This window comes from Winogradskyella litoriviva (assembly GCF_013249065.1).
GTDB lineage: Bacteria > Bacteroidota > Bacteroidia > Flavobacteriales > Flavobacteriaceae > Winogradskyella > Winogradskyella litoriviva.
Genome location: NZ_JABRWQ010000002.1, coordinates 81,816 through 103,949, shown reverse-complemented (window position 1 = coordinate 103,949; position 22,134 = coordinate 81,816). Strand labels below are relative to the sequence as shown.

General features: G+C 30.9%; 21 protein-coding genes. 12 read left to right on the top strand and 9 right to left on the bottom strand.

What is annotated here, in order from left to right:
- Positions 1-109: 109 nt before the first annotated feature.
- The gene (locus HNV10_RS04435) at positions 110-1,369 is read left to right on the top strand and encodes an aminotransferase class I/II-fold pyridoxal phosphate-dependent enzyme (RefSeq protein ID WP_173300148.1); all 1,260 of its coding nucleotides are present in this window, start codon (positions 110-112) and stop codon (positions 1,367-1,369) included.
- A 79-nt stretch (positions 1,370-1,448) separates the two neighbouring features.
- Here the strand turns inward: HNV10_RS04435 and HNV10_RS04430 are convergent, their stop codons facing one another.
- Entirely contained in the window at positions 1,449-2,567 is a 1,119-nt protein-coding gene (locus tag HNV10_RS04430) for a GNAT family N-acetyltransferase (RefSeq protein WP_173300147.1), read from the bottom strand.
- A 20-nt stretch (positions 2,568-2,587) separates the two neighbouring features.
- Positions 2,588-3,556, bottom strand: coding sequence for a transporter (locus HNV10_RS04425; RefSeq protein ID WP_173300146.1), 969 nt, complete (start codon positions 3,554-3,556; stop codon positions 2,588-2,590).
- A gap of 152 nt (positions 3,557-3,708) precedes the next feature.
- Between HNV10_RS04425 and HNV10_RS04420 the strand changes: the two genes are divergently transcribed.
- The 4 genes from HNV10_RS04420 to HNV10_RS04405 all read left to right on the top strand — a co-directional run bounded on the left by HNV10_RS04420 (position 3,709) and on the right by HNV10_RS04405 (position 9,307).
- A complete protein-coding gene (locus HNV10_RS04420) occupies positions 3,709-3,981 on the top strand; it encodes a DUF4834 family protein (protein ID WP_173300145.1) in 273 nt (90 codons plus the stop codon).
- A gap of 85 nt (positions 3,982-4,066) precedes the next feature.
- Complete coding sequence (locus HNV10_RS04415; RefSeq protein ID WP_173300144.1) at positions 4,067-6,511, top strand: YfhO family protein; 2,445 nt, start codon at positions 4,067-4,069, stop codon at positions 6,509-6,511.
- Positions 6,512-6,513: 2 nt separating this feature from the next.
- A complete protein-coding gene (locus HNV10_RS04410; RefSeq protein WP_173300143.1) occupies positions 6,514-7,800 on the top strand; it encodes a glycosyltransferase family protein in 1,287 nt (428 codons plus the stop codon).
- Positions 7,801-7,846: 46 nt separating this feature from the next.
- Complete coding sequence (locus HNV10_RS04405) at positions 7,847-9,307, top strand: oligosaccharide flippase family protein (protein ID WP_173300142.1); 1,461 nt, start codon at positions 7,847-7,849, stop codon at positions 9,305-9,307.
- Between the two features lie 73 nt (positions 9,308-9,380).
- Here HNV10_RS04405 and HNV10_RS04400 read toward each other — a convergent pair whose 3' ends face one another.
- A complete protein-coding gene (locus HNV10_RS04400) occupies positions 9,381-10,622 on the bottom strand; it encodes a hypothetical protein (RefSeq protein ID WP_173300141.1) in 1,242 nt (413 codons plus the stop codon).
- 174 nt (positions 10,623-10,796) lie between these two features.
- Between HNV10_RS04400 and HNV10_RS04395 the strand changes: the two genes are divergently transcribed.
- Entirely contained in the window at positions 10,797-11,876 is a 1,080-nt protein-coding gene (locus tag HNV10_RS04395) for a DUF3667 domain-containing protein (RefSeq protein ID WP_317166877.1), read from the top strand.
- Here the strand turns inward: HNV10_RS04395 and HNV10_RS04390 are convergent.
- A complete protein-coding gene (locus HNV10_RS04390) occupies positions 11,873-12,496 on the bottom strand; it encodes a hypothetical protein (RefSeq protein ID WP_173300140.1) in 624 nt (207 codons plus the stop codon). The genes HNV10_RS04395 and HNV10_RS04390 overlap by 4 nt on opposite strands.
- Position 12,497: 1 nt before the next feature.
- On the bottom strand, positions 12,498-15,287 hold the full coding sequence (gene uvrA, locus HNV10_RS04385; protein ID WP_173300139.1) for an excinuclease ABC subunit UvrA: 2,790 nt from the start codon (positions 15,285-15,287) through the stop codon (positions 12,498-12,500).
- A gap of 239 nt (positions 15,288-15,526) precedes the next feature.
- On the opposite strand from uvrA, the gene HNV10_RS04380 reads away from it, so the two are divergent.
- On the top strand, positions 15,527-16,111 hold the full coding sequence (locus tag HNV10_RS04380) for an RNA polymerase sigma factor (protein ID WP_173300138.1): 585 nt from the start codon (positions 15,527-15,529) through the stop codon (positions 16,109-16,111).
- Between the two features lie 57 nt (positions 16,112-16,168).
- Positions 16,169-16,312, top strand: a complete 144-nt coding sequence (locus HNV10_RS04375) for a hypothetical protein (protein WP_173300137.1) — start codon at positions 16,169-16,171, stop codon at positions 16,310-16,312.
- Positions 16,313-16,340: 28 nt separating this feature from the next.
- Here the strand turns inward: HNV10_RS04375 and HNV10_RS04370 are convergent, their stop codons facing one another.
- Together HNV10_RS04370 and HNV10_RS04365 are read right to left on the bottom strand one after the other, a co-directional pair.
- Positions 16,341-16,892: a hypothetical protein gene (locus HNV10_RS04370; RefSeq protein ID WP_173300136.1), complete on the bottom strand. Its 552-nt coding sequence runs from the start codon at positions 16,890-16,892 to the stop codon at positions 16,341-16,343.
- Between the two features lie 47 nt (positions 16,893-16,939).
- Positions 16,940-17,596: an endonuclease III domain-containing protein gene (locus tag HNV10_RS04365; protein ID WP_173300135.1), complete on the bottom strand. Its 657-nt coding sequence runs from the start codon at positions 17,594-17,596 to the stop codon at positions 16,940-16,942.
- Positions 17,597-17,640: 44 nt separating this feature from the next.
- Here HNV10_RS04365 and bcp point away from each other — a divergent pair, with 44 nt between their 5' ends.
- Together bcp and HNV10_RS04355 are read left to right on the top strand one after the other, a co-directional pair.
- Positions 17,641-18,096: a thioredoxin-dependent thiol peroxidase gene (gene bcp / locus HNV10_RS04360; protein WP_173300134.1), complete on the top strand. Its 456-nt coding sequence runs from the start codon at positions 17,641-17,643 to the stop codon at positions 18,094-18,096.
- Between the two features lie 74 nt (positions 18,097-18,170).
- Complete coding sequence (locus HNV10_RS04355) at positions 18,171-18,575, top strand: hypothetical protein (RefSeq protein ID WP_173300133.1); 405 nt, start codon at positions 18,171-18,173, stop codon at positions 18,573-18,575.
- A 74-nt stretch (positions 18,576-18,649) separates the two neighbouring features.
- On the opposite strand, the gene HNV10_RS04350 is transcribed toward HNV10_RS04355, so the two are convergent.
- On the bottom strand, positions 18,650-20,104 hold the full coding sequence (locus HNV10_RS04350) for a TonB-dependent receptor (protein WP_173300132.1): 1,455 nt from the start codon (positions 20,102-20,104) through the stop codon (positions 18,650-18,652).
- Between the two features lie 92 nt (positions 20,105-20,196).
- Here HNV10_RS04350 and HNV10_RS04345 point away from each other — a divergent pair, with 92 nt between their 5' ends.
- Both HNV10_RS04345 and HNV10_RS04340 read left to right on the top strand, forming a co-directional pair.
- On the top strand, positions 20,197-20,958 hold the full coding sequence (locus HNV10_RS04345; protein WP_173300131.1) for an MBL fold metallo-hydrolase: 762 nt from the start codon (positions 20,197-20,199) through the stop codon (positions 20,956-20,958).
- Between the two features lie 2 nt (positions 20,959-20,960).
- On the top strand, positions 20,961-21,470 hold the full coding sequence (locus HNV10_RS04340) for a hydrolase (protein ID WP_241695456.1): 510 nt from the start codon (positions 20,961-20,963) through the stop codon (positions 21,468-21,470).
- Between the two features lie 19 nt (positions 21,471-21,489).
- On the opposite strand, the gene HNV10_RS04335 is transcribed toward HNV10_RS04340, so the two are convergent.
- Positions 21,490-22,134, bottom strand: coding sequence for an alpha/beta hydrolase (locus tag HNV10_RS04335; RefSeq protein ID WP_173300130.1), 645 nt, complete (start codon positions 22,132-22,134; stop codon positions 21,490-21,492).

Sequence of the window (22,134 nt, the reverse complement as noted above, 5' to 3'; positions counted from 1 at the left end):
AATATTATTAACTAATTTTGCAAGCACTGACAAAATTAAATTAACAACAATTTTAGTTGATTCTATGGGCTTAAAGCATAGAAAAAACGATTGATAGCAAAGAATGGGCATGAAGGATTTATTTGAAAAGATTTATAGAGATAAAGGACCTCTAGGAAAATGGGCTGCACAAGCAGAAGGTTATTTCGTTTTCCCTAAACTTGAAGGTGAAATCTCTAATAGAATGAAATTTCAAGGGAAAGATGTAATTACTTGGAGTATAAATGATTATTTAGGTTTAGCTAATCATCCTGAGGTTAGAAAAGTAGATGCTGAGGCAGCTGCAGCTTATGGATCAGCATACCCAATGGGTGCACGTATGATGTCTGGTCACACAGAATTACACGAGCAGTTACAAAACGAACTTGCAGCTTTTGTTAGTAAAGAAGCGGCTTATCTATTAAATTTTGGATATCAAGGAATGGTTTCTACCATTGATGCATTAGTTGGTAAAGATGATATAATTGTTTATGATGTTGATGCACATGCATGTATTATAGATGGTGTGCGTTTACATATGGGTAAGCGTTTTACATACAAGCACAACGATGTAGCTAGTTTGGAGAAAAATCTTGAGCGTGCTACAAAAATGGCAGAGCAAACGGGTGGAGGCATCTTAGTGATTTCTGAGGGTGTTTTTGGTATGCGAGGCGAACAAGGTCGATTAAAAGAAATAGTTGAGCTTAAGAAAAAGTTTAGTTTTAGACTTTTCGTTGATGATGCCCATGGTTTTGGTACACTAGGTGCTACAGGAGCAGGAGCAGGAGAAGAACAAGGCGTACAAGATGATATTGATGTGTATTTTGCAACTTTTGCTAAGTCTATGGCAAGTACAGGTGCTTTTATTGCTGCAGATCAAGAAATTATTGATTATTTAAAATACAATTTGCGTTCTCAAATGTTCGCTAAATCTTTACAAATGCAGTTGGTTGTTGGTGCATTAAAACGTTTAGATATGTTGCGCACAATGCCAGAGCTTAAGAAGAATCTATGGACGGTTGTTAATGCTTTACAATCTGGTTTAACGGAACGTGGTTTTGATATTGGGACAACTCAAAGTTGTGTAACTCCTGTATATTTAAAAGGAAGTATTCCTGAAGCAATGGCTTTAGTAAGAGATTTGCGTGAGAATTACGGAATATTCTGTTCTATAGTGGTTTATCCTGTAATACCTAAAGGATTAATTTTACTAAGAATGATACCTACAGCTACACATACATTAGAAGATGTAAAAGAAACATTAGATGCTTTTGATGCAATTAGAAGTCGTTTAGAAAACGGAACTTATAAAAGAATGTCTGCAGCTTTAATTGCTGCAATGGGTGAATAATTATTCACTTTAATATAAAATAAAACGGTCATTGCAATTTGCAATGACCGTTTTTTTTTTTTTTCGCTAACAGCTAAAACTATAAAACTTTTTTATACGTTTTTCGTCTCGCGTAAACTTTAGGGTCAAAATGTTTCCAGATTTGTTTTATAGCATAATTATCCTCTAATTCTGGAGTTCTATAACAGGTTTTAATACCTTTCTCTTTAAAGGTTTCGTAATATTCATTAAATATTACGGCATGTACTCCTTTGTTTTGATAATCTGGATGAATACCTATTAGATAAAAAATGACGTCTTTACTATTTTTCTTAGCTTTAAGAATATGCGTAAATCCAAATGGAAATAGTTTTCCTTTTGTTTTTTGAAGTGCTTCTGCAAACCTTGGCATAACGATAGCAAAACCTATAAGTTTGTCGTTTTCATCAACAACAAATTTGATATATTCAGGATTTACAAAACTGATAAATTTCTTTTTGAAATATTCTTTTTGAATATCTGTAATTTCAACAAAAGAAGATAGAGAAGCATAACTTTCATTAAACAAATCAAACATACGATCTACATAAGGCATTACCTCTTCGGTTTTAGTAAACTTTAGAGCTTTTAATTTATATCGACGTTTAATTAGGCCCTGTGCTTTTTTAAAAAATTCTGGTTTTACATTAGCAAACGGGAACTTACTTTCTGCATATTCTTTCTCAATTTTATAATTCAGCTTCTCATAATGTTTAATATAATATGGATGATTATACCATGTAATCATTGTAGCCAAATGGTCAAAACCTTCTGTCATTACACCAACTTTATCTAAATTAGAAAACCCAACAGGACCTTCAATAAAGCTTAATTGGTGTTCTCTTCCGATGTTTTCAGCGGTTTCTAATAGAGTTTTACTCACTTCAAAATCGTCAATAAAGTCAAACCAGCCAAAACGCATTTTTTTGATGTTTTGTTTATCTATTTCTAACCAATTAACAATTGCAGCAATTCTTCCAACAATATTATCTCCTTTATAGGCTAAGAAAAAACGAGCTTCTGCATCTTTAAATATTGGATTTTTATCTTTATTAAAAGTTTCAAGTTCTTGTTTTATAATTGGTGGAACCCAATATTTTGAGTCTTTATATATAGAAAAAGGAAATTGCACAAATGCTTTCAATTCCTTTTTAGAAATGGCTTCTTTTATTGTAATCATATAATTAGGAGAGCTGTTAATTAAGAATCAAAATCTTCTGTTTTTTTCTTCTTCTTTTTTTTGTTTTTTCGCATTTTGCCGTTTCCATCGTTGTTAGAGTTTCCATTGTCAATTTTCTTGTCTTTATGAAAGTCTAATCGGTAGGATGCTCCAAAGGCAATATTAAAAACGGTTGGTGTATCTTTTGTGTTAAATGCAATATTGGCATCTAACTGAAAATCTTTTGTCCAAAGGTAAGCACCACCAAATCTAAATATATTATCTGCGTAAAAATCACTGTTAATTCCTTGTGTTTCTCCAAAGACAACCCATTGTGGTGTAAAGGAATGCGTTAATGTTAAAATATATGAAAAGTCTGATTGATCAGTGCCAATTCTATCTTTAATTAAATTCATTACAAAAACCCAACCACCATTAAAATTGTTTTGAGTTGCAATCATTATTTTTGGGCTGAAGCCTTCAATGCCGTAATCGGTATAAGGATTGTTTTTGGTGTCAAAATTTGCGCCTGCATATACTGATATAGCTGGTATTAAAGATTTCCAACTAAATTTTCTGTTGGCATGATAGCTATAGAGGTTTGGCTTTGCTTCTTCTACATTTTTATAAGGGTCATAAATTAAATATTTAGCACCTAATGTTAAATTTTTAAAATTAGAACGTTTATTTTCTGTTGGTATCGTTGAACTATAATAAGTTTGAGTATCATTCTGATAAACACCTTCAAGAGATAACTCTAATTGTTCAAAAAACAAGCCGTATCTCAATCCAAAGTCTAGCCCAAATCCAGAAACATCATAATCTAGTAAGGCATGTTCTTCTTTTACTGTAAAGGCACCTGTTTCAAACTGTACAACTCCAGTGCCAACTGAAAAGGCACTTTTTGATACACCAGGACGATTAGAATTAATGACCTCTGTATATTGTGCAGAGGTAACATTAAAAGAAATAATAAATATTATAAATAAGGCAGATTTGAGTATTCTCATTTTTTTTAAGGATTTAAAACCATTCAGTTTATTGAAGATTTGAGTCAAATATATTGATTTTATACTTTTTTTAAGGAATTATAACGTATTATAAATGTCGATAATTGTATTTTTGAATAATATAAAATTTTATCATTTAAGAAGATTGGTCCATGGGATTATTGAAAATTATATTAATTATTTTATTGGTTTACTACGGTTTTAAGGTATTATCTCGTCTTTTTGCACCTTTATTGGTGCGTTTTGTTGCTAAAAAAGCCGAAGAAAAATTTGGTGGTCAGTTTGGCGGATTCCAAAATCCAAACCAGCAAAGAGAGCAACAGAAGCAAAAAGAAGGTGAAACGGTTATAGATAAAATGCCAAATACAAAGAGATCTTCAAAAGAAAAAGTAGGCGAGTATATCGATTACGAAGAAATAGATTAGGTTATTTTTTGCTATTGTAGGAATCTTAATAGTTGTTTCAAAAAAAATAACTACTTTTCAAAATCATTCAACTTAAAGTATTCTCATGTCATTTTCAATAAAACGTTTATTGCCACATGTCCTAGTTTTAATAGGGTTTGTAATAGTGTCTTTAGCTTATTTTAGTCCTGTTTTGCAAGGTAAAAAGATTAACCAAAGTGATATAATGCATTACATTGGTATGGCTCAACAACAAAAAGAGTTTGCCAAAACTACAGGAGAAGAGACCTATTGGACAAATAGTGCTTTTGGAGGTATGCCTACTTACCAATTAGGTGCAAAATACCCTCACAATTACATTAAAAAACTAGATTTAGCCTTACGTTTTTTACCAAGACCAGCAGATTATTTATTTCTTTATTTTATAGGTTTTTACATACTTTTAGTAGCTCTAAAGGTCGATTTTAAACTTGCAGCATTAGGTGCTTTAGCTTTTGGATTTTCGACATATCTAATAATAATTCTTGGCGTTGGTCATAATTCTAAAGCACATGCAATAGCCTATATGCCATTGGTTTTAGCCGGAATTGTCCTCACATTTAGAAAGAAATATATCTTTGGGTTTTTATTAACTTCTGTTGCGTTAGGTTTGCAGTTAGTGGCTAATCACCCACAAATGACCTACTATCTTTTGTTGCTTATTTTAGTTTTAGGTTTAGCATATTTGGTAGATGCTTACCGAAAAAAAGTATTACCTCATTTCTTTAAATCTGTTGGTTTATTAACAATTGCAGCTATCCTAGCCGTTGGTCTAAATGCTACAGGTATAATGGCAACACAAGAGTATGCAAAAGAAAGTGCTCGAGGTCCAAGCGATTTAACTATAAATACTGACGGTTCAACTAAAGAAGCCACGTCAGGTTTAGATAGAGATTACATTACGGAATACAGTTACGGTATTTTAGAAACTTTTAATCTCTATATTCCAAAATTTATGGGAGGCGGAAATTACGAAGATGTCGGTAAGGATTCTGAAACGTACCAAGCTTATATTAATTTAGGAGCTTCGCCTATTGAAGCGTTAGATGCAGCAAGAAATGCACCAATGTATTGGGGAAATCAACCAATTGTAGAAGCACCAGCTTATGTAGGTGCTGTTATAATTTTTCTTTTTGTTTTAGGTTTGTTTTTAGTAAAAGGAAGATTAAAATGGTGGTTAGTTGGCGGAACCATTTTGTCACTTTTATTGTCTTATGGAAAAAACTTGGGTTTCTTAACGGATTTCTTTATTGATTACGTGCCTTTATATAACAAATTTAGAGCTGTCAGCTCCATACAAGTTATATTAGAATTGTGTATACCTGTGTTAGGTATTTTTGCGTTATCGAGATTATTTAACGATTTTCAGAAAGATGAAGAAAAACTAAAAGCATTGTTATATTCTGTTGCAATTACAGCAGGTTTAGCTTTAGTCTTTTTAGTATTCAAATCTTCCTTATTTGATTTTGAAGGCTTAAGAGATAACCAATATATTGAGGCTTACGGACAAGCATTTATTGATGCTGTAATAGAAGACAGAAAATCTTTAATGACAGCAGACACCTTAAGAACATTAATTCTGGTACTACTTTCTGCAGGAACCATTTATTTATTTTTAAAGAAAAAAATGAACGAAACTCTGGTTGTAGTTGTATTTGCCGTCTTAATACTTTTTGATTTAGTAACTGTAGATAGACAATATGTTAATAATGATAATTTTATATCGGCAATAAGCGTTGATAAACCGTATCAGCCAAATAGCGCTGATAAAGAAATTTTAAAGGATAAAGGACATTTTAGAGTTTTAGATGCCTCTAGAGATGGACAAAGGCAACCAGCAAGAGCAGCATATTTTCATAATTCTTTATTTGGTTATAGTGCAGCAAAACTAGGACGTGTAGATGACTTGTTAGAATTTCATGTTTATAAAAACAATCCTAATGTTTTAAACATGTTAAATACAAAATATGTCATTGAAGAAGGACAACAAGGAAAGCCAGTAGCTGTTACTTATTATACTAATCCTAATGGAAATGCTTGGTTTATTTCTCAATTAAAAATTGTTGATGATGCCAACCAAGAAATAATGGCTTTAGATAGTTTAAATACTAAAATTATGGCTGTAGCAGAAAAAAGCGTTCAGATTGAAAATGACTTAAAAACTGCTTACCAAGTTGATTCTACGGCTTCAATTCAGTTAAAAGAATTTAAACCAAATTATTTAAAATACGCGTCTAATAATAAAAATGAAGGTTTAGCTGTATTCTCTGAAATTTACTATGCTCAAGGATGGAATGCGTATATAGATGGTAAATTAATACCTCATTTTAGAGTGAATTATGTGTTGAGAGCATTAGAGGTTCCTAAAGGTAATCACACTATAGAATTTAAATTTGAATCTCAAGTTGTGGCAACTGGAAGTAAAGTAGCATTAGCAAGTACTACCATTTTGGGAATTTTATTTTTATTAGGCTTGTTTTATGAGTTAAAAGGAAAAGAAGCGAAAGCTTAATCATGAAATCTAAAGTACTTATAATAACCTATTATTGGCCACCTGCAGGAGGTCCAGGCGTGCAACGTTGGTTAAAATTTGTTAAGTATTTACCTGATTTTGGAATAGAGCCTGTTGTTTATTGCCCTGAAAATCCAAATTATCCAATATTAGATGAGAGTTTGGTAAATGAGATTCCTGAAAACATTACTATTTTAAAAGAACCCATCAATGAACCTTATGGTTTAGCTAGTATTTTTTCAAAAGGGAGTTCTAAAAAAATTAGTTCTGGCGTAATTCCTAAAACTAAAAAGCAATCTTTTATTGAAAAAGCAATGCTTTATGTGCGTGGTAATTTTTTTATTCCTGATGCTCGAAAAAACTGGATTAAACCTTCTGTGAAATTTCTTTCAGATTATATAAAAGAACATCAAATCGAAACTATTATTACAACTGGTCCTCCTCATAGTTTACATTTAATAGGATTACAATTGCGCGCTAAATTGGATATAAAATGGCTGGCCGATTTTAGAGACCCTTGGACCACTATTGGTTATCATAAAGATTTAAAACTAACAGAATCTTCTAAAGCAAAGCATATAGATTTAGAACTAAAAGTTTTAACTAGCGCAGACCAAATTATAGTTACTAGCCATCATACTAAAAATGAATTTAAATCTAAAACTAACCAACCGATAAAGGTTGTTACTAATGGATATGATTCTCATAACGTTAGTATAAAAGAGAAGGACGAGAAGTTTACTTTATCTCATATAGGATCTTTATTATCTGAACGAAACCCAATGGTTTTATGGGAAGTATTGTCTGAATTGATAAAAGAAAATGATGCTTTTTCTAAAGCATTTAAATTGCAATTAATAGGTGTGGTAAGCGATGATGTTATAGAATCTATTCATCAAAACGGATTGGAAAAGAACTTAAATGTTGTAGGATATGTGAGCCATGATATCGCTATTAAGTTTCAAATGAAATCACAATTATTATTACTCATAGAAATTAATTCAGAAGATACCAAAGCAATTATTCCTGGTAAAGTGTTTGAATATTTAATTTCTGAAACACCAATTCTGGCCATAGGTCCAAGAGATGCGGATGTTGAGCAAATCATAAAATCTACAAACACAGGAACGTATTTTAATTATCAACAAAAGGTTGAATTAAAACTACAAATTCTTAACTATTTTGAAGCGTTTCAAAATAACAGTTTAAAAGTAAATGCTATTGGATTACAGCCTTACAGTAGAAGGGCATTGACAAAAAAACTAAGTGAAATTATAAAAGATTGCTGATTTATTAAATTCAATTTTGAATTTAATAGTTGTATTTTGCTTCAATATGGGAATCGTTTTAAATCAATCTTTCAAAAATACAATAACCACATACTTGGGTTTTGGTATTGGAGCAATAAATACACTTTTTCTATACACAAATTTTTTAACGGACAAGTATTATGGTTTAGTCGCTTTTTTATTATCAGCGGCAAATATTATGATGCCATTTATGGCTTTTGGTGTACATAATGCTATTGTAAAATTCTATTCTACGTTTAAATCTAAAAATAGTATCAATAGTTTTTTAACACTAATGCTATTCTTGCCTTTGTTGTTTATAATTCCGGCTACATTTATTGGCTATTTAGCGTATGATAGTGTAGTGGATTGGCTTTCAAACGAGAATCAAATCGTTGAGCATTACATTTGGCATATTTTCATTTTAGCAGTTTCAATGGCCTATTTCGAAATATTTTTTGCGTGGACAAAAGTGCAACTGCAAACCGTGTTTGGTAATCTAATGAAGGAGATTTTTCATAGAGTTTGTATAATGGCTTTGCTATTTGCTGTTTATTTTAAATGGTTAACGGTTAATCAATTTATAACAGCTCTCGTTGGTGTTTATGTTTTACGAATGGTAATTATGAAATTTTATGCTTTTTCTGTAAGATTCCCTAAGTTAATCTTCCGGAAATTAGAACATCAATTTTCTATTCTAAAATATGCGGCATTAATGATAATTGCAGGATCTATTGCCACATTAATATTAGATATAGATAAATTTATGATAGGCTTAATGTTGCCAGATATTGAACAAGTAGCCTATTATAGCGTTGCTATTTTTATAGCAACAGTAATTGCAGTTCCTCAGCGTGCAATGCACCAAATAATGTTACCACTAACGGCTAAATATCTTAATGAAAAGGACTATGATTCTTTAGAAGATTTATATAAACGTAGTTCCATGACTTTGTTAGTTATTAGTGGATTTATTTTTTTATTGATTATTTTAAATATCAATCAACTTTATGAAATTCTACCAGCCAAATTTACAGGTGGACTTTTTGTTGTTTTAATTGTAAGTGTTGCTAAACTTTATGATAATAGTCTAGGAAACAATAATGCTATTTTATTTAATAGTGATTATTACAAAATGGTTTTGTTCTTTGGTATTTTACTGGCAATAATGGCAGTTATTTTAAATGCTGTTTTTATTCCTGTTTTTGGAATTGAAGGTTCTGCTTTTGCTACTTTTTTGGCTGTTTTTATTTATAACACTATTAAAATTATTTTTGTAAAACGAAAGTTTAATATGTTACCTTTTACGTCTGGTTCAGCTAAAATTGTATTAACATTAGGTTTATTATCAGTAGGTTTCTACTTCTGGGAATTTCCATTTCTTCCTCTAATTAATATTATTTTAAAATCGATATTAATTGGAATTGTTTATTTGATTTTAATTTACAAATTAAATGTTTCTGAAGATATTTCTAATCAAATAAATAAGTATTTAAGAATAAAGTAAATAAAGAATGTCCCGTAAGGTGCTATAAAGCATACAACATACGGGACATCCTAACCAACCAAAAAAAATCTTTTTATCCTCTTGTTCGTCTTGAGCTAGATCTTGTAGAACTTTGTTTGCTTGTTTTACTAGTATTAGATCTTGCCTTAGAAGACGATGATGTTCTTTTATTCTGAACTGAACTTCCTTGTCTTTTACTTTGAGACCTTACATTATTGCTTGATCTTGTTGTAGTTGTTCTCGGTTTACTTGTTACAGTTCTTCTATTAGACACAGAATTTGTACTTCTGGTCACTTTATTGTTACGTGTACTTCTTGTTGCACTAGTGTTGCTATTTCGAGTTGTACTATTTGGAGCTTTCACTCTTGTACTAGTTCTCGTTGTTGTTCTAGTTGTACTTGTTCTATTAGGCGTTGCAACTCTTGTATTAGAACGTGTTGGTGTTATTTTATCAGATACACGTCTTGTGCTTGTTCTTGTTGTTGCATTTGTGTTGCGAGTTCCTCTAGTTACATTGTTTTCACTTAAACGTGTTGCTCTAGTAGTTGCAATTGTTTTGTTGTTGCGTGTTACACGTGTTCTAATAGCTCTTTCTGTTTTGTTTCTAGGTGTTTGTACATATCTACGTGTGTTTCTCGCAGAATTATTACGTCTAGTTACATGGCCATTATCGCGTCTTACAATATTATAATGTCTAACATTATTAGTATATGGTCTGTAATAAATATGTCTTACAGGTGCATAATATTGTCTGTATGGATTAACATGTACAATACAGAAGTTTATATGTGGCGTTGCATAAAATCTGTGCCATGGTCTATAAACATAAACTCTGTTGTACTGGTTAATAAAACCATCATATCTCCAGAAAGCATTATTTCTATAATAAACGTTAAGTCCGCCAATTCTGTTAATTCTACCACGACCATTATAGTTAATAAAAATATTTCCTATTTGGTTTACACGTCCATAATAATCATAATATATAGGTGTGTTTTCAATTTGTATAATTGCGCCAAACTCGTCATACTGAACATATGGGTTGTAGTTGTAACCAGAGTTAAAACTTAAACTAAATCCAGGTCTATCGATGTTTACACTAACGTCTGGTCCGTAATTTGGAATATAAAAATCAAATTGTCCATCTGCAAATACTGAAAACTCAATTCCTGCTTCATTAAATATGAAAGATTTACCATAACCTCTCACATAGTTATTAATTGAAGCATCTGCTTCTGCTGATGTTGTGCTGGTTGCGAATGCAGTTGTGCTTATAGCTACTAAAGCTGCAAATAAATATAGTATTCGTTTCATAATAATTGGGTTTTAAATTAAACTCATTTAGTAGTAAACAAACAGCGTGCCAAAATACTTAAAAACTTGTCTGTTAGTTGTTTGTGTATGTGTAAATGTGTTGTGTTATCATTTTTTTTAACTCAAGCGAATTAGAAATTATAAAACTATTGCAGAAAAAGTATTACTTTTAAAGTGAAGTACCGACCAAATATGAAACCCAACCAAATAAACTGTAAAAATTGTGAACAACCTTACGACGAAGGATTTCAATTCTGTCCGCATTGTGGTCAAAAAACAAACGATGAACTTACTTTAGGAGTTTTATTTTATAATACCATTAGTAACTACTTTTCGTTTGATGCACGTTTTCTAAAAAGTTTCATCCCATTATTATTTAAACCTGGTTATTTAGCAAAAGAGTTTATAAAGGGTAAGCGTTTGTTATATCTGCATCCTGCGCAGATGTATTTGTTTATTTCCGTGGTTTTCTTTTTTATTTTTTCATTTACTGCAAGAAAACATACTCAGTTTATTAATGAAGAGCTTAAGAAAACTTTAGATAAAGAAAATATTACAATTGTTGATTCTTTGGAAGTAATAAAAATAGATTCATTAAAAAGAATAGAAATAAGAGAGGCTTTAGAAGAAAGTCAGATTTATACCAGAATGACAGATGCCGAAATAGATTCAATTGTTTCCCTTGAAAAATTACCTAAAAAGAATGATATTTCTTTTGATTTTAATGAAGCTGAAATAGACTCCTTAATTAAAACAAATGCTCCAGATAGTGAAATCTATAAAGCCATGGGCTTAGATAAGGATGATGGATGGTTTATGAAAAAGTTATATGCGCAAGTATTAAAATTTTACAAAGCTAGAGATGGAGGTAATATTTTACATGCATTTTATGATACCATACCAATAGCACTTTTCTTTTTATTGCCAATTTTTGCACTCATTATAAAATTACTATATTTTAAAAAAGGGCGATACGCGCACCATTTAGTATTTAGTTTTTATTTCTTTTCATTTCTGTTTACAGTTTTTAGCATCATTTTTGGTGTTAATCAATTTTGGGATATTGCAAATTGGATAGACATTTGCATAGCTTTGTCCACTTTTGTGTATTTAATGATTGCTTTAAAACGATTTTATGGTCAAAGTTGGATTTTAAGTTGGTTTAAATGCAGTATTATTACATTTACATTTATGGCAATTGTTATACCAACAACGGCATTAATAATATTATTTTATGCCTTTATGTTCTATTAATTAATTGAGCCAGCATGCCAAATAGGAACATTTAAAAAATCACTTAAAATTTCCGCATCAATTATTATAGATTTTAAATTGCCATGATCTATAACATTTTTTCTAGATCCATTTTGAAGTATCAAATTGAGTTCAAAACTTTTGTAAGAACCTTTATTGCTTTTTATATGTTCACCAATAATCTGGATAGCAACAATTGATATTAAAGGAATATATTTATTTGATGCGTCTTTTTTTATTCTATGAATGTTGGGTTTGTATGCTTTATAATATACACCTAATTGTTTGTCAAAAACTCTAGGCATGTAAAAGAAATAAAACATAAACCCTCCAGCAGAAGCAAAAACTAACCCAAATAATAGTAAAAACCATTCCACTTCAGCAAAATTAAAGTTGTTTTTAAATAGAGGATTAATAGCTAAAAACAATATACCTAAACCTGCAGCTAAAAATATGAAACTAAAAAAACCAACACCAATTGAAGGTTTGTAATATAATTTTGAACTCGATTCTTCAATAAGTACATTGGTTTTAAAACTTGCACCTCCACCTTTTAACGGCGAAGTATCTACTTTGTGTTGTAAATCTTTTAGCAGAGAATCTAGCTCTTTAGGTTTCATGCTATAATTTTTCTTGAAGATATTTACCTGTTACCGAATTTTTATTATTTACGATTTCTTCAGGAGTACCAAAGGCAACGAGTTTTCCTCCATGTTTACCGCCTTCTGGTCCTAAATCAATAATATAATCGGCACATTTTATTAAATCGATATTGTGCTCAATTACTACAATAGAATGACCTTTAGCAATTAAAGCCTGAAACGACTTTAATAATTTTTTAATATCGTGAAAATGAAGACCTGTTGTAGGTTCGTCAAAAATAAAAAGTGCATTGTCACTTTTGCTTCCTTTTCCTAAAAATGTAGCTAATTTAATTCGTTGTGCTTCACCACCAGAAAGGGTAGAAGAAGACTGCCCTAGAGTAACATAACCTAAACCAACATCTTGAAGCGGTTGTAATTTACCTTGAATCTTGGTTTGCTTATAGGTTTTAAAGAAATCAATGGCATCATCAATAGTTAGATTTAAGATATCGTCTATAGATTTGTTTTCAAACTTAACTTCTAATACTTCTTTTTTAAATCGTTTTCCTCCACAAGTATCACAAGTTAAATGCACATCTGCCATAAACTGCATTTCAATGGTTACTTCGCCTTCACCTTTGCAGGTTTCGCAACGTCCACCATCTACGTTAAAGCTAAAATGTTTGGCAGCATAATTTCTAATTTTACTTAATTTTTGAGAAGCAAATAGCGCTCTTATATCATCATAAGCTTTAATATAAGTCACAGGATTAGAACGCGATGAACGACCAATAGGATTTTGATCAACAAATTCTACATGCTGAATATTACTATAATTTCCTTTTACTTCCGAAACCTGACCAATTTTATCACTAAAACCGGTTAGTTTCTTTTGTATGGCAGGAAACAAAATGTTTTTCACCAATGTACTTTTTCCACTACCAGAAACTCCTGTAATAACTGTAAGCATTTCTAGAGGAAAAGTTACGTCTATATTTTGTAGATTATTTTCGCGAGCGCCAACAACTTCCACACTATACTTTGAAGTTCTTCGTTTTTTAGGAACTTCAATTTCTAATTGACCGTTGAGATACTTAGCTGTTAAACTTTCAGATTTTAAGATGGCTTTAAAATCACCAACTGCAACGATCTCACCACCAAAGGTTCCTGCTTCTGGTCCTATATCAATAATAGAATCAGCTGCTTTCATTATATCTTCATCATGCTCAACCACAATAACTGTGTTACCTAAATCTCGTAGCGATTTTAATACCTCGATTAAACGTTCGGTATCTTTTGGATGTAAACCAATACTAGGTTCATCTAAAATATACATAGAACCAACTAAGCTGCTGCCTAAAGAGGTTGCTAAGTTTATACGTTGACTTTCTCCACCAGAGAGCGTATTAGATTTTCGATTAAGCGTTAAATAGCTCAACCCAACGTTAGATAAAAACTCTAGTCGAGTGTTAATTTCGGTTAACAGGCGTTTTGCTATTTGTGTATCACTTTCGCTTAACTTTAGATTTTTAAAAAATAGGGTTAATTCATCTATAGGTAGATCAACAAGATTTGTAATAGTTGATTCATTAATTTTTACATAATTGGCTTCTTCTCTTAATCGTTTTCCTTTACAAAAACTACATTTAGTTTTACCACGATAACGCGATAGCATTACTCTATTTTGAATTTTATAAGCTTTAGATTCTAGCTCTTCAAAAAAAGCATCTAATCCTTCAAAGTATTTATTTCCTTTCCATATCAATGCTTTTTGTTCATCTGTTAATTGAAAATATGGTTTGTGAATAGGAAAATTGAAATGATGAGAGTTATTTACTAATTGATCCTTATACCAACTCATGCTTTCACCTCTCCATGGAAAAATAGCGTTTTCATATACTGATAATGCAGTATTAGGTATTACTAAATCATCATCAATGCCTATGACATCGCCATAACCTTCGCATTTTGGGCAAGCACCATAAGGGTTATTAAAACTGAATAAATGGGCATTCGGCTCTAAAAAAGACATGCCATCTAATTCAAACTTATTATTAAAAATGCTTTGTTTTTTGTCTGAAAGTGATTCTATAATACAAGTGCCAACGCCTTCAAAAAAAGCAGTTCCAACGGCATCTGCTAAGCGGTTAAGGAAATCTTCATCATTTTTAAAAACAATTCTATCTACAACTAAAAATAAGTTTTTATCGGATTTTATGTTCAGTTTTAACGCTTCATCTATTCTAACAACATCGTCTTTTACTTTAATACGAGCATAACCTTGTTGTTGTAGGGTTTGAAGTTTGTTTTCTAGGGTTCGTCCTTCTTCCAAAATAATCGGTGCCAAGAGTAATAATTTTGAACCTTCTTTAAATTTTGAAATAAAGTTAATGACGTCAGAAACGGTATGTTTTTTTACTTCTTCTCCAGAAATAGGAGAGTAGGTTTTACCAATTCTTGCAAATAATAACTTTAAATAATCATAGATTTCTGTTGTAGTACCTACTGTAGAACGTGGATTTGTAGAGTTTACTTTTTGCTCAATAGCAATAGCAGGCGCAATACCTTTAATATAATCTACTTTAGGTTTATTAAGTCTTCCTAAAAACTGTCGCGCATAACTGCTTAAGCTTTCTACATAGCGTCTTTGACCTTCAGCATAAAGTGTATCGAAAGCTAAACTAGACTTTCCAGAACCAGATAAACCAGTAATAACTACCAATTTATTTCTTGGGATAACCACATCAATATTTTTTAGGTTATGCAATTTTGCGCCTTTAATGATGATGTTTTCCTTTGGGCTTACGTCTAAAACAGTAGTATTCATAGGTGATTTTTGGTATCTAATTTTGCAAAGATACTATAACTATTTCATCTATTAAAGGGACACTTTATCCGACAAAATGTTAAATTTTATACTTTTTTTTTGTTTTTTCGGAATGATTGTTGTTATATTTGAAATCTATTCAAAAATAAATACAACTGCGTATAATATAATATTACTTTAAAAAACAGCTTTTTAACCCCAAACTTAGTAGGCAACTTCTAAGCTTTAAAGTAATAATTATGAACAAAGAACTTATCCAAGACGCAGCTTTGGTTAGCGATTATATTAACGGCAATGAAAATGCACTTTCAATATTAATAGAAAGGCATAAGCAGAAAATTTACAGTTTTATTTATTCTAAAGTTTATGATAGAGATATCACTGAAGATGTATTTCAGGATACTTTTATTAAAGTTATTAGAACTTTAAAACGTGGTAAGTATAATGAAGAAGGTAAATTTTTACCTTGGGTTATGCGAATTGCTCATAATTTGGTAATAGACCATTTTAGAAAAAACAAGCGTATGCCAAAATTTGATAATACGGGTGAGTTTAGTATTTTTTCTGTGTTAAGTGATTCTAGCTTAAATGCTGAGAAAACAATTATAAAAAACCAAGTAGAGTCTGATGTTCGTCGTGTAATTGAAGAACTGCCAGAAGACCAAAAACAAGTGTTATTGATGCGTATGTATCAAGATATGAGTTTTAAGGAAATATCGGAAAGAACGGGTGTAAGTATCAATACAGCGTTGGGCAGAATGCGTTATGCACTCATTAATATGCGTAAGGTAATTGAACAAAATAATATTATTTTAACAAATTGATACAATAAAGTGTACTTAAGTACGTTTTTGCTATATATAAACTTTTAAATTATTAAAATGGCAAAAATTTACTCTAACCCTTTTCCAAAAAATGATAACCTAAAACCAAAAGATGAAACGATAAGTCATCTTTTGAATTACTCTAAGGCTTTAAGTGTTATAAATTATAATAAGTTGAAGTTTGAAGCACTTCTAAATTAAGTTGAATTAAAATCCTGATGTGAAAATATCAGGATTTTTTTGAAAATAACAACTCTTCATAATTGTGAGTTGTAAGGTATTCTTGTTTTAATTTTTTTAAATATTGAATTGTTTTTTCTTTTAATTGATGGTTGTCTTTTAAACAGTTATTTAGGTCTTTGTCAAAAACTGTTAGGATAATATACCAATGCCCTGTGCGACTTGTGTAATTTTTCTCGAATATTTTAATGCCAGCTTTGCGATCCAGAACTTCATCTGCTGCAACTAAAGGTAAATTTAATGATTTGTCTTCTCGCTCAGTTTCATGATATGTTAAAAATAACGTTTGTCCATCTATTTGAAAAGGAACATTATAGCCAACATCAATATCATTTAATCTATATTTTTTATTGATATAGTTATAAAAATCATAAGCATCTTTAGGGTCCTTAAATATAAAAGACATTTCCTTTGACATCTTCCTTTGAAATTTTTTAGCCGACATTACTTTATAATCTTGATTTTTAAATTTAGGAGCAACTTTTAAAGGTATGCAAGATGTGATTGCTAAAGTAGAAATTAGAAGGATGAGCTTTTTCATAGGTTGGCTATTTATAATAACGCATCAACTATTATACCAATTAAACATTATTTTTTCTTTTTATAATAGTCTTCCAAAACCGATTTTCTACCAATAGTTTTAGTGATAATATCTTTCTCTAAATCCCAACCACGAGCAGGAGAATATTGTCTGCCATACCAAATAATTTGAAGGTGTAAATCATTCCAGAGTTCTTTAGGAAATAAGCGTTTAGCATCTTTTTCGGTTTGTACTACATTTTTGCCATTAGTTAGATTCCAACGGTACATTAAACGATGAATATGCGTATCTACCGGAAAAGCCGGAATACCAAAAGCTTGCGATAATACTACAGCAGCTGTTTTGCGCCCTACAGCAGGTAGTGCTTCTAAATCTTCATACGTTTTAGGAACTTCACCATTATGTTTTTCAATTAATATTTGAGATAAACCATGAATTCCTTTACTTTTCATAGGCGACAAACCAACAGGTTTAATAATCTCCCTAATTTCTTCAACACTTAACTTAATCATATCGTACGGATTATCAGCGCGTTCAAACAACAAAGGTGTAATTTGATTAACGCGCACATCTGTACTTTGCGCAGACATTAAAACGGCAATTAATAAAGTGTAAGGGTCTTTATGATCTAGCGGAATTGGAATCTCTGGATATAATTTATATAAAGTATTTATAACGAAATTAACTTTTTCTTGTTTTGTCATTTTGTATTTTTACGATTAAGACATTATATACAAATTTACACAATATGACACACTTAAAAGTAGGCGATAAGGCTCCAGATTTTTCAGCATTAGACGAACAAGGTAATAGAATCTCATTATCAGATTATAAAGGGAAAAAATTAGTAGTTTTCTTTTACCCAAAAGCAAGTACACCAGGTTGTACAGCTGAAGCTTGTAATCTTAATGATAACTATGAGCGTTTTCAATCTCTTGGTTATGAAATTTTAGGAGTTAGTGCAGATAGTGCTAAACGCCAAACTAATTTTAAAGCTAAATATAGTTTGCAATATCCTTTATTAGCAGATGAAGATAAAGCGGTTATAGAAGTTTTTGGAGTTTGGGGACCAAAGAAGTTTATGGGAAAAGAATATGATGGCATCCATAGAACGACCTTTGTTATTAATGAAAGTGGTATTATTGAAGATGTGATTGCTAAAGTAAAGACTAAGGCTCATGCAGAGCAAATATTAGACGTTTAAGTATTATTTTCTAATTTTTTTCTCATTGCGTGCAACCTTTTGAGATTTTTACATCTAATTAATAAAAGGGTTATATGAAAAAGTTAGTTTTAATGTTTACGTTAATATTGTTTATTGTGTCATGCAATAATGACGATGAAAATAATAGAGATGTTGATATAGTAGGAGATTGGAAATTGATAGAAATGCTATCTGATCCTGGTGATGGAAGTGGCACCTATAATGCGGTTGATAGTGATTTTGTTATTTCATTTTTAGATGATGGAACATTTACTGCTAATGGAGATTTTTGTAATATGTTAGATGTTTCTGGTTCACCATCAACAGGTATTTACTCTGAAATAGAATCTACAATAACGCCAGAGTTATGTGAAGGGAGTATTCCAAATTGGGACTATTCTTTTGTAATAAATGGAGATAAACTTATTATATATTTTCCGTGTATTGAACCTTGTGGAGCTAAATATCTAAAGCTATAAATAGTTATTAAAAAAGACTATAAAAAAAGCGTATTGAAACTTTCAATACGCTTTTTTTATCATTTAGCTTATGCTTAATGTTTATGAATTGTCTCTTCGGTTTCGCAACCAAATAAACTTTTTTCTTTAATTAATTTGGCAACACCTTCAGGAAGCATTTTTTCCCAGCCATTTTCATTTTTAGAAATCATTTTTAAAACAGTTCTAGAGAATACAGATAGGTTAGAACGATCATAATCTGCAATGTCAACTACTTTTCCGTTGTATTTAAAGAATTTGTAAAGTTCTTTCATACGTGGATGTACTTTTAAATTTTCACTAGTTGTTAAGCTGCCATCTTCATTTTGCATTGGGTAAAGATAGACACGTAAATCTTTATAAAAGAGTTTACCAAAAGCCTCTAAAATTCCACCACTTAAATGACGATAGTACTTTTCGTCAAAAATATCAATAAGGTTATTTACACCCATTGCTAATCCCATTCTTGCTCTAGAATATTGAGAGAAGTATTCAACAAGTTTATAATATTCTTGGAAGTTAGAAATTAATACCGTTTGCCCTAAAGAACATAGAAGTTTTGCACGATCCATAAAATCTTGCTCATCAATTTCTCCTTCTGCTCTTAAGTTAGATAACGTAATTTCAAAAATAACTTGTGTTTTTTCTTTTTCAACCTTGTTTTCTTTCACAAACATTTCTAAAGATTTCTCTAGCATGTCCATGTTAACTTTAGTTACAGGTCTAAAACTTCCTCTAAGAGTTAATATATTCTTTTTGTACAGTACACGCGCTGGCAAAACATTATTACCATCTGGAGCAAACATTACGGCATCAGTCATTCCATTTTTAACGAGTTGTAAACTCATTAAACGATTGTCCACGTCTTTAAAAGCTGGACCAGAGAAGTTAATTGTATCAATTTCTAATTGGTCTTTATCTAAATGATCATATAAATAACGTAATAATTTACGCGGTTGATTGTATTTGTAAAATGCACCATAAATAAGGTTAGTTCCTAATTTACCTAAGGTTTCTTGTTGTAAACGTGCATCAGTTTCTTTAAAACGTACATGTATAATAATATCATTGTACTCTTCTTCTGGAGCTACTTGGTATTTTATACCAACCCAACCATGGCCTTTGTATTTTTTAGCAAAATCTATAGTGGCTACAGTATTAGCATAAGAGAAGAATATTTTATGAGGATTGCTATCTCTTGTAATTCGCTCTTCCATAAGGCGAACTTCATGATTTAACATTTTTCTAAGTCTAGCCTCAGTAACATAACGTTTATCATCTTCAATGCCATAAATAGCATCGCTAAAGTTTTTATCGTAAGCAGACATGGCCTTTGCGATGGTTCCTGAAGCACCACCAGCTCTAAAGAAATGACGCACAGTTTCTTGTCCTGCTCCAATTTCGGAAAAGGTCCCATAGATGTCTGCATTTAGATTAATTCTTAATGCTTTGTCTTTAAGTGATGGGATATTTTCAATTATTGTGTCACCTTTATACGTTATGTCCTTCATGGAATCTGGGATTTACATCGTTTTCGCAAAGGTATCAATTTACTAACGCAAACAAAAAAATAAGTTTATTTTTGTTTTTAAACTAATCTAACTTGAAAATTACATTCTTAGGTACTGGTACATCCCAAGGGATTCCAATAATTGGTAGCGATCATCCTGTGTGTTTAAGTGAAAACCCTAAAGATAAACGCTTACGAGTTTCTATTTTGGTAGAGTGGGATAATTATACTTTTGTGGTGGATTGCGGACCAGATTTTAGGCAACAAATGCTAAGAGCAAATGTCACTAAAATTGATGGTATTATTTTTACACATGAGCATGCTGATCATACCATGGGATTAGATGATATACGTCCTTTTTTCTTTAGACAAGGTGATATAGATTTATTTGCACATCAGCGTGTTTTTAAATCGTTAGAGAAGCGTTTTGACTATATTTTTACCAATGGAGAGAAATATCCTGGTGTACCAAGCGTCACTAAAATTGAAGTTAAAAACGAGCCTTTTTTAGCAGGAAATCTTAAAGTAATTCCTATTGATGGATTGCATTATAAGCTTCAGGTTTTTGGTTTCCGTTTTCATAATTTTGCCTATTTAACAGACATGAAAACAATTATTGATTCTGAGATTGAAAAACTTCAAAATTTAGATGTTTTAGTGGTTAATGCATTGCGTCATAAAGAGCATATATCACATTTTAATTTAGAACAAGCATTAGGTCTTATTAAAAAATTAAAACCTAAACGTGCATATTTAACTCATATTAGTCATCATTTAGGATTTCATGATGATGTACAACAAACCTTACCAGAAAACGTTTTTTTAGCATACGATAACTTACAAATTACAATTTAGATATGAAGAATAAAATTTTAATGTATTTATTCATTTTTACGGTCTTATTATTAATTTTTCAATATGTAAATTCAAAAAACATTTTGGATAAATATGAAGAAGATATAGTTAAAGTGAAATCTAAACTTGCCAAAAGTGAAGAAACCGTAAAAGCTTTAGAAAATGAGAATTTTGAATTAAGTTATTTTAATATAGAAGGTAATGAAGACGCGTTAACGTATTTTGAAGCTCAAGGATATAATACAGAAAAATTAATACCAACAATAATTGATGGACTTTATAACATGAACAACTACGAAGGTGACGATCATCCAATTGTACCTTATGTGTCCATGACGGATTCTAAATTATTAATCAATAAAATCCGTGTTTTAAATCACAAATGGATTATTGCCAATTTTACTGATGGCGAATTTTGGGGAGAAATTTTTGTGAGTTATGAAATTGATGAAAACAATAATCTTAAATATAAATTGGTAGAGTATTTAATGTATCCTACCATTAATGAATAGATGTTTTTTTTTGAAGTGTTTAAAGGTGTTTTTCTAACCAAGCTTTTAAATCATAAAAATTCTGAGGCGCAACTCCATGTCCAACAGGATATTCTTTATATATATGATTAATGTTTAAAGCCTCTAAAAAAGCAGGTGTTTTTTGTGCCCAACTTACAGGTATTACTTGGTCTACAGAGCCATGAGAGCAAAAGAAATTAAGATGCGATACATGCGCTTTGTTAATAGATTCCGGTAAAATGTCTTCATTAATATAGCCACTTAATGCTACAATATTTTTTACTTTTTCCGGATAGGTTAAAGCCACAGCATAGCTTAAAATAGTACCTTGGCTAAATCCTAATAACGTTACATTTTTAGAATCTACTGCATAAGTACTACAGGCATAGTCAATAAACTCGGCAATTTTATCTACAGATTCTTTAGCTTGTATATTATCACTCCATTTACCTTTATCCGCATCAAAATTAATAGCATACCATGCATTACCATACGGTTGCATAGCATAAGGTGCTCTTAATGAAATAACCATTAATTCTTCTGGTAATTCTGAAGCAAAAGAAAATAAATCATTTTCGTCACTTCCGTAACCATGACACATTATTAAAAGAGGTGCATTTTCCTTTAAAGAAGAAGGTCTTGTGATGTAGTGTAATTTCGACAT

Coding starts and splice junctions, on each gene's coding strand:
- HNV10_RS04415 (WP_173300144.1), top strand. CDS start 4,067: ATGTCATTTTCAATAAAACGTTTATTGCCACATGTCCTAGTTTTAATA.
- HNV10_RS04410 (WP_173300143.1), top strand. CDS start 6,514: ATGAAATCTAAAGTACTTATAATAACCTATTATTGGCCACCTGCAGGA.
- uvrA (WP_173300139.1), bottom strand. CDS start 15,287: ATGAATACTACTGTTTTAGACGTAAGCCCAAAGGAAAACATCATCATT.
- HNV10_RS04365 (WP_173300135.1), bottom strand. CDS start 17,596: ATGACAAAACAAGAAAAAGTTAATTTCGTTATAAATACTTTATATAAA.
- HNV10_RS04340 (WP_241695456.1), top strand. CDS start 20,961: ATGAAGAATAAAATTTTAATGTATTTATTCATTTTTACGGTCTTATTA.
- HNV10_RS04425 (WP_173300146.1), bottom strand. CDS start 3,556: ATGAGAATACTCAAATCTGCCTTATTTATAATATTTATTATTTCTTTT.
- HNV10_RS04405 (WP_173300142.1), top strand. CDS start 7,847: ATGGGAATCGTTTTAAATCAATCTTTCAAAAATACAATAACCACATAC.
- HNV10_RS04435 (WP_173300148.1), top strand. CDS start 110: ATGAAGGATTTATTTGAAAAGATTTATAGAGATAAAGGACCTCTAGGA.
- HNV10_RS04400 (WP_173300141.1), bottom strand. CDS start 10,622: ATGAAACGAATACTATATTTATTTGCAGCTTTAGTAGCTATAAGCACA.
- HNV10_RS04390 (WP_173300140.1), bottom strand. CDS start 12,496: ATGAAACCTAAAGAGCTAGATTCTCTGCTAAAAGATTTACAACACAAA.
- HNV10_RS04375 (WP_173300137.1), top strand. CDS start 16,169: ATGGCAAAAATTTACTCTAACCCTTTTCCAAAAAATGATAACCTAAAA.
- HNV10_RS04430 (WP_173300147.1), bottom strand. CDS start 2,567: ATGATTACAATAAAAGAAGCCATTTCTAAAAAGGAATTGAAAGCATTT.
- HNV10_RS04350 (WP_173300132.1), bottom strand. CDS start 20,104: ATGAAGGACATAACGTATAAAGGTGACACAATAATTGAAAATATCCCA.
- HNV10_RS04420 (WP_173300145.1), top strand. CDS start 3,709: ATGGGATTATTGAAAATTATATTAATTATTTTATTGGTTTACTACGGT.
- HNV10_RS04370 (WP_173300136.1), bottom strand. CDS start 16,892: ATGAAAAAGCTCATCCTTCTAATTTCTACTTTAGCAATCACATCTTGC.
- HNV10_RS04335 (WP_173300130.1), bottom strand. CDS start 22,134: ATGTCGAAATTACACTACATCACAAGACCTTCTTCTTTAAAGGAAAAT.
- HNV10_RS04380 (WP_173300138.1), top strand. CDS start 15,527: ATGAACAAAGAACTTATCCAAGACGCAGCTTTGGTTAGCGATTATATT.
- HNV10_RS04355 (WP_173300133.1), top strand. CDS start 18,171: ATGAAAAAGTTAGTTTTAATGTTTACGTTAATATTGTTTATTGTGTCA.
- bcp (WP_173300134.1), top strand. CDS start 17,641: ATGACACACTTAAAAGTAGGCGATAAGGCTCCAGATTTTTCAGCATTA.